Source organism: Moraxella sp. CTOTU47724, from assembly GCF_032014955.1.
Taxonomy (GTDB): Bacteria; Pseudomonadota; Gammaproteobacteria; order Pseudomonadales; family Moraxellaceae; genus Faucicola; species Faucicola tetraodonis.
In genome coordinates this window covers 20,506-27,520 of record NZ_DALZSV010000031.1, presented here as the reverse complement: position 1 = coordinate 27,520, position 7,015 = coordinate 20,506, and the positions used below count along the sequence as shown (strand labels likewise).

Sequence of the window (7,015 nt, the reverse complement as noted above, 5' to 3'; positions counted from 1 at the left end):
TGACACCATCTTTTATTTAAGTTTTAAATTAACCGCCTATTTTAGATAAAAAACATGTCTATTGCAATCATTTTTCTAAATTACACCGAGATAAAGCGCATATAAGCTTACATAGCGGGCGGTCTTGGCAATCGTCACCAACAGCAAAAAGCGCCAAAACCGTTCACCGAACACACCGGCAAACAACGTAATCGGATCACCGATCATGGGTGCCCAGCTAGCAAGCAATGACCAAAACCCATATTTTTGATAGACACGCTTGGCTTTGGCAAGCTTGACAGCCGATACCGGAAACCAAGGCTTGTCATAAAAGCGGTCGATCTGACGCCCAAGCCAAAAATTGACACACGAACCCAATACATTACCAACGCTTGCCACCACCAATAGCAGCCAAGCCTTATAGTGTCCCTTGGCCAATAAGGTGACAAGCACCGCCTCAGATTGCATGGGCAATAGGGTTGCCGAGCCAAAGGCGGCTAACCATAGGAACCAATAAGCCAATTACACGCGGCGCCACGTCGTGCCATTTTTACCGTCTTCTAGCTCAACGCCTTGAGCTTTCAAATGATTACGAATTTGGTCAGCTTTGGCAAAGTCTTTGTCCGCTTTGGCTTGCTTGCGCGCTTCGATGAATGCTTCAATCTCGCTATCACTTAACCCGGTCGTTTCGCCCACTTTCGCTTGTAAAAAATCGGTTGGATTAAGCTGTAAAATATTGAGCGGTTGTGCCAAATCTTTTAGCAATGTTGCTAGTGCCAGCGCTTGGGCATTGCCTTCAGCAGTTTCGAGATTGACCGCTTTGTTGATTTCACGCGCCAGACTAAATAATACACTCACCGCCCCTGCACTGTTAAAATCATCGCACATCGCTTGATTAAAGGGGGTTTCAAATGGGGTTTCGTCAATCTCGCCGGCTGGTTCGGTGAGGCTTTCTACAGATTTTAAGACTTGATATAGACGCGTGAGGCTGGTTTGGGCTTCTTTAAGCGCGCTATCTGAGAAATTCACTGGACTGCGATAATGACTCGATAAAATAAAGAAGCGAATAGTCTCTGGGTGAAACTGCCCCATCACATCGCGAATGGTAAAGAAATTACCCAGTGATTTTGACATTTTCTCGCCGTCAACATTGATAAAGCCCACATGCATCCAGTTGTTGGCATAGGTTTTACCGGTTGCGCCTTCAGATTGGGCAATTTCGTTCTCGTGGTGCGGAAACTGTAAATCATGTCCGCCGCCGTGGATGTCGAAGGTGTCGCCCAAGCAGCAAGTACTCATTGCCGAGCATTCGATATGCCAACCTGGGCGACCCACCCCCCAAGGCGACTGCCATTTGGTCTCAGATGGCTCTGTTTGTTTGGCAGATTTCCACAATACAAAGTCAAACGGATTTTTTTTGTCTGTCTCAACATTCACCCGCTCGCTAGCACCCGCTTGCATATCGGCTAGGCGACGTTTTGAGAGTTTGCCATACTCAGCAAAATTTTCGACCGCATAATAGACGTCGCCCGTTGCGCCTTGATAGGCTAAATTTTTGCTTTCCAGCGTTTGAATTAGATGCTGCATCTGTGGGATAAAATCCGTGGCTTTTGGCTCACTGTTAGGACGCTCACAGCCCAGATTATCAGCATCTTCATGCATGGCTTTGATAAAGCGGTCTGTCAACTCATAGATACTTTCGCCATTGTCCTTAGCGCGGTTAATAATTTTGTCATCAATATCGGTAATATTACGCACATAATTGACATCATAGCCAATATGACGCAGCCAGCGCACGACCACATCAAAGCCGACCATGACCCGTGCATGACCAATGTGGCAATAATCATACACCGTCATCCCACAGACATACATGCCAACTTTGCCTGCTTCTAAGGGCGTGAATGGGCGTTTTTGTCCACTCATCGAGTCATATATGGTAATCGGCATGGGCTGTGTCAGCTGTGTCATGGGATAGTCACCTGTGCAAGTTGGATAAAAAAGACAATCGGTTATCATACCGAAATTTTGTTAAAAGTGCTATGATTTGGCATATTTCACACTTTAAGGTCTCTATAATGGGCAATCGATTATCAAAGATTTACACCCGAACGGGCGATGACGGCACCACTGGCATGGCGAATGGTTCACGGGTGTCTAAGGCAGACTTACGCTTTGACGCCATGGGCAAAATTGACTTATTAAACTCCCAAATCGGTTTATTGCGGGGCTATCTTAGTCAAGATAACCATACTCAAAACAGCCAAGCCCAACCTAACCATGTCCAACCCAACCACGCCCAATTTGATGCTAAGTTAAGCCGCTTGCAGCATCAGCTTTTCAATCTAGGGGGTGAGCTTGCCATGCCCGAATACCACGGGATTTTGGCAGACTATGTGACGGAGCTGGAAAATCAAATTGATGAGTGGAACACCCATTTACCACCCCTCAAAGATTTTATTTTGCCTGCAGGCACCATTGTGACTAGCCAAGTGCATATCGCTCGCTGCTATTGCCGAGACGCTGAGCGCCTACTCGTGGCATTAAATTCGCGGGATGATAATGTCTCACCAATTAGTCTGCAGTTTATCAATCGTCTATCCGATTGGCTGTTTGTATTGGCGCGCGTCGTTGCTCGGTTGGATGACGGTCAAGAAGTGCTTTGGGATAAAGCCACCCTGTCATAACTCTATCACGATACTTTAAAAACGCTATCCGTTAAAAACACCATACTTAAAAAGCCATGCTGCAATTTGACCAACTGTCCTACCAAATCGACCATCGAACACTCGTCAATCATGTTTCAGGTGAAATCCATGACCATGACTTTATTGTCATCACAGGACAGTCTGGCAGTGGCAAATCGTTACTGCTAAAGCTATTAGCAAGCCTATTACCTAAGTCAGCAGGTCACATTACCTTAAACGGCAAAAATTTGACCGATTTGACGCCGGCTATTTGGCGCTCACAGGTTGCCTATATTGCGCAACTAAGTGAGATGATTGAGGGCAGCGTCTTAGACAACTTGAGCCTGCCCTTTAGCTTTGCACTTTATAAAGACAAAAAAATCGATGTATCTTGGCACGAGCAGCAGCTAGTTAACCTTGGCAAATCACCGCAGTTTTTACAGCAAGATAGCCGCAGCTTATCGGGTGGCGAAAAACAGCTCGTCAATTTATTACGCACGCTACAATTGCACCCGACCATTTTATTACTCGATGAGCCTACCGCCTCCCTTGATGCCACCACCACCCAGCAAGTCGAAACATTGATTAACCACTGGTATCAGTCCACCCCCAATGCCACCGTCGTGTGGATCAGCCATGAGCCGACCCAAATTCAGCGCTTATTGGCGATTGGCACTAGCCACTGGACGATGGCTGATGGTCAATTAAGCAATCACAAGTTAACGGTGGATAGCAAAGCACTCGCATCCGTATCACAAGGCAATCAGCCATGATGATGTTAGCCATCACCATGCCCGCTATCTCCTACCTACAAGTAGCGCTGGCAAGCCTGGCATTATTACTGGTGATGGCAATCAGTGTTTGGTTGAAACTGGGTATCGTCAAATCCCTGCTCATTGCAAGTTTTCGCACGGTGGTTCAACTAAGCTTAATTGGACTGGTACTTGCGTGGATTTTTGCCAGAGAGCAATGGTATGAAGTGTTGGCAATTTTGACTTTTATGTCGATTATCGCTAGTATCGCTGCCAAAAATCGGGTTAATAAACCCTATCAAGGTTTATTTTGGGATACGGCGGTGGCGGTGTTTGTCAGTAGTTGGGTGGTGGCTATATTTGGTGGTTGGTGGATATTGTCAGACAACGCGGCTAGCTGGTTTCGCCCCCAAGTGATGATACCGTTATTGGGGCTGATTTTAGGTAATTCATTGACCGCTGTCTCACTCTCTATGAACCAACTTGTCAGCAGTTTTCATCGCGAACAAAGTATGATTAATACTTATTTGGCATTGTCCGCCACGCCTTGGGAAACTGCAAAACCCTACGTCATTGCTGCCATTCAAAATGGCATCACACCGACGATTAACAGCATGATGGTGGTGGGGGTAGTGAGCTTGCCGGGTATGATGACAGGACAAATTTTAGCAGGCGCAGACCCGCACCAAGCCGTGCTTTATCAAATTATTACCCTGTTTTTAATTGCCACCAGCAGTACCTTAGGGTGTACAATAGCGACTTTGCTGATTTTTCGACGGTTTTTTAACCCGGAGTGGCAGTTTGTCATTCCACCCACTGCCAAGACTTCTCATTAACCGTTGATTGGCTATCTTTCACTTATTTACTAAAAATTCTAATGACCCTGCAAAATTTCTTATTTTTTTTAATCAGTACTTGCCTTATCTCAGCAGCGCCTGGCTCTAATATGCTGTTAGCGTTCCAATTTGGTGTCAATTATGGCATCAAAAAAACCCTGTGGACGTTAGCAGGGCTGAGCATGGGTTTATTTATATTACTGACAACGTCACTGTTAGGGCTAGGGCTTATCAGTACCAATGCGCCTTTTTTGCTGACCATTATCAAAGTCGTTGGCGCGCTGTATTTAGCCTATCTTGGGATAAAATCTTGGCGCCAAGCTGACAGCGAATTGCACAGTGACCAGTTACAGGTCATACCGACCCCCGCGCAACTGTTTAAAACAGGGGTTTGGGTGTCATTGTCCAACCCCAAGGCGATTTTGTTTTTTGCCGCATTTTTCCCCAAATTTATCAATTTTTCCGCGCCTTTATTGCCGCAATACCTCATACTCACGGTGGGTTTTTTTATGATTGAGATAACGTGGCAGCTGGTTTATACCATGAGCGGCAAAAAACTGTCGGATTGGCTGCAATTGGGCAATCGCTTGATGTGGCTTAATCGATTATGTGGCTTGATATTTATCATCATCGCCATGGCGCTCATCACTGAGATTTTTTGGCATTAGGGGTTCAAAAAAAATAGCGGTGGACGATATCGACAATCAATTTGAGCGCTATGAGGGTGAGTAGATACGGCAGGACTTTTTCTAGCCAGTCTAAACGGATTTTATGGCGAAGTCGGGTACCAAGCCATGAGCCAACGGTTGCCATGATGACCATCATCACTAGCAATTGCCAATAATCGGCAAACACAAATCCCATCGCCACATAAACTATCAATTTAGCGGTATGCACCACCGTCATCATCAAGGCGCCCGTGGTAACGACGACATTGTTATCATCATAGTACTTATTGAGCATGGCGATATTGAGTGGACCCGGTGTGCCAACAAACACGCCCAAGCCCGTTTGTGCAAATCCGACCAAAAAGAAACTTTCAAAACGGCGAATCACTCGGTTAAAAGTGCTTGACCAAGTTATTAGTAAGATATAAATGCCGATAAATAACGGAATAAGCTCTAAATGGATAAAGCGCACAAGCACGCCAAATACCAACAGTCCCGTCAATGAGCCCGCCAAAAATTGCCAAAAATAGGTAAAGTCTAAGGCAGCCCGACCAAACCAAGCGCGCGTGGCATTACTGACAAGCTGGGTCACGCCATGCACTGGCACAATCGCTGCAGCAGGCACAAAAAATGGCATCAGTCCAATGAGTATCATGCCGCCGCCCACGCCTGTGATAGCGGTTAAAGCAGAGGTTAATAAATTGGCTAAGGCGAGTAAGCTATCATTCAGCATTTTTTACCCTAAAATAAAAAACCCGATGTGACATCGGGTTTTTTGATGAGTGAGGGTTAGGCATCGTATGGGTCGCGTAGCACGATGGTTTCGGCACGGTCAGGACCTGTTGAGATAATGTCAACGGGACACTCGATAAGCTGCTCAATGCGTTTGATATAAGCTTTGGCATTTTCAGGTAGCTTGTCATACTCTGTCACACCCACAGTGCTCGTTTTCCAGCCCGGCAAAGTTTCGTAGATAGGTTTGACATTCTCATAAAACTCCGCATCGCTAGAGCCGCAAACTTCACCACTTGGCAACTCATAACCCGTGCAGATATTGAGCTGATCAAGGTCATCTAACACATCAAGCTTGGTCAAGCAGATACCAGATAGTGAGTTTAGTACCACAGCACGGCGTAGAATCGCTGCATCAAACCAACCACAACGACGGGCGCGGCCCGTGGTAGCACCAAATTCTTGACCCACAGTACCGATGTGCTCACCGATATCATCAAATAGCTCAGTTGGGAAAGGACCAGCGCCCACGCGTGTGGTGTAAGCCTTGGTGATACCCAATACATAGTCAAAGTACAAGGGGCCAAGACCCGTGCCCGTCGCCACGCCGCCAGCGGTGGTATTTGAGCTGGTAACGAAGGGATAAGTGCCGTGGTCAACGTCAAGCAACGTACCTTGCGCACCTTCAAACATTAAGTTTTTGCCTTCTTTGCATAGCTTGTCAAGCTCGCCCGTCACATCAGCTACCAAGTCTTTTAGCGCATCACGCCACTCTTCTGCCAACTTTAAGGTCGCATCAAAATCAACTGCGTCCACCCCATAATATTGGGTCAAGGCAAAGTTATGGTACTCAAGGTTAGTTTTTAGTTTATCGGCGAAGTCAGCTCGCAACAAGTCAGCAAAACGCAAGGCACGGCGCGCTACTTTATCTTCGTAGGCAGGGCCGATACCACGACCAGTTGTGCCAATTTTATTGTTGCCGCGTTTGATTTCACGGGCTTGGTCAAGCGCCACATGCTGTGGCATGATAAGCGGGCAGTTAGGCGAAATACGGAGGCGCTCACGCACAGGCACGCCTGCTTCAACCAGTGATTGCATTTCTTTTAGTAGCGCGTCTGGGGCTAGCACCACGCCATTACCGATGTAGCAAGTGACGCCTTCACGTAGAATACCCGATGGAATCAAATGTAATACGGTTTTTTTACCGCCAACGACTAAAGTGTGACCAGCATTATGACCGCCTTGATAGCGCGCCACCGCACTGGCTTTTTCAGTCAATAAGTCAACGATTTTGCCTTTACCCTCATCGCCCCACTGGCTACCAAGGACAACGACGTTTTTTCCCGTATGTTTCATGATAA

The 7,015-nt window shown here is 46.7% G+C and carries 8 protein-coding genes; 4 read left to right on the top strand and 4 right to left on the bottom strand.

Annotation, left to right across the window (positions count from 1 at the left end; genetic code table 11):
• Window positions 1-75 precede the first annotated feature (75 nt).
• Both RTR63_RS07600 and cysS read right to left on the bottom strand, forming a co-directional pair.
• The gene (locus RTR63_RS07600; protein ID WP_007116765.1) at window positions 76-501 is read right to left on the bottom strand and encodes a YqaA family protein; all 426 of its coding nucleotides are present in this window, start codon (window positions 499-501) and stop codon (window positions 76-78) included.
• Window positions 502-1,950 carry a cysteine--tRNA ligase gene (gene cysS, locus RTR63_RS07595; protein WP_312523571.1) on the bottom strand — a complete coding sequence of 483 codons (1,449 nt, stop codon included), beginning with the start codon at window positions 1,948-1,950 and terminating at the stop codon, window positions 502-504. It lies immediately after the preceding gene.
• 107 nt (window positions 1,951-2,057) lie between these two features.
• Between cysS and RTR63_RS07590 the strand changes: the two genes are divergently transcribed.
• The 4 genes from RTR63_RS07590 to RTR63_RS07575 are packed head-to-tail and all read left to right on the top strand — an operon-like array spanning window position 2,058 to window position 4,922.
• A complete protein-coding gene (locus RTR63_RS07590) occupies window positions 2,058-2,666 on the top strand; it encodes a cob(I)yrinic acid a,c-diamide adenosyltransferase (RefSeq protein ID WP_312523569.1) in 609 nt (202 codons plus the stop codon).
• Window positions 2,667-2,722: 56 nt separating this feature from the next.
• Window positions 2,723-3,439, top strand: a complete 717-nt coding sequence (locus RTR63_RS07585; protein WP_312383445.1) for an ABC transporter ATP-binding protein — start codon at window positions 2,723-2,725, stop codon at window positions 3,437-3,439.
• A complete protein-coding gene (locus tag RTR63_RS07580; RefSeq protein ID WP_312523567.1) occupies window positions 3,436-4,254 on the top strand; it encodes an ABC transporter permease in 819 nt (272 codons plus the stop codon). Before RTR63_RS07585 ends, RTR63_RS07580 begins: the two co-directional genes overlap by 4 nt.
• A gap of 41 nt (window positions 4,255-4,295) precedes the next feature.
• Window positions 4,296-4,922, top strand: a complete 627-nt coding sequence (locus tag RTR63_RS07575; RefSeq protein ID WP_159676914.1) for a LysE family translocator — start codon at window positions 4,296-4,298, stop codon at window positions 4,920-4,922.
• Between the two features lie 4 nt (window positions 4,923-4,926).
• Here the strand turns inward: RTR63_RS07575 and RTR63_RS07570 are convergent, their stop codons facing one another.
• Window positions 4,927-5,655: a sulfite exporter TauE/SafE family protein gene (locus tag RTR63_RS07570; RefSeq protein ID WP_284033958.1), complete on the bottom strand. Its 729-nt coding sequence runs from the start codon at window positions 5,653-5,655 to the stop codon at window positions 4,927-4,929.
• Window positions 5,656-5,711: 56 nt separating this feature from the next.
• Window positions 5,712-7,010: an adenylosuccinate synthase gene (locus RTR63_RS07565; RefSeq protein WP_224053806.1), complete on the bottom strand. Its 1,299-nt coding sequence runs from the start codon at window positions 7,008-7,010 to the stop codon at window positions 5,712-5,714.
• Window positions 7,011-7,015 lie beyond the last annotated feature (5 nt).

Excerpts from the sequence above, each read along its gene's own strand:
- cysS (WP_312523571.1), bottom strand. The coding sequence starts at position 1,950 with ATGACACAGCTGACACAGCCCATGCCGATTACCATATATGACTCGATG.
- RTR63_RS07590 (WP_312523569.1), top strand. The coding sequence starts at position 2,058 with ATGGGCAATCGATTATCAAAGATTTACACCCGAACGGGCGATGACGGC.
- RTR63_RS07585 (WP_312383445.1), top strand. The coding sequence starts at position 2,723 with ATGCTGCAATTTGACCAACTGTCCTACCAAATCGACCATCGAACACTC.
- RTR63_RS07580 (WP_312523567.1), top strand. The coding sequence starts at position 3,436 with ATGATGATGTTAGCCATCACCATGCCCGCTATCTCCTACCTACAAGTA.
- RTR63_RS07575 (WP_159676914.1), top strand. The coding sequence starts at position 4,296 with ATGACCCTGCAAAATTTCTTATTTTTTTTAATCAGTACTTGCCTTATC.
- RTR63_RS07570 (WP_284033958.1), bottom strand. The coding sequence starts at position 5,655 with ATGCTGAATGATAGCTTACTCGCCTTAGCCAATTTATTAACCTCTGCT.
- RTR63_RS07565 (WP_224053806.1), bottom strand. The coding sequence starts at position 7,010 with ATGAAACATACGGGAAAAAACGTCGTTGTCCTTGGTAGCCAGTGGGGC.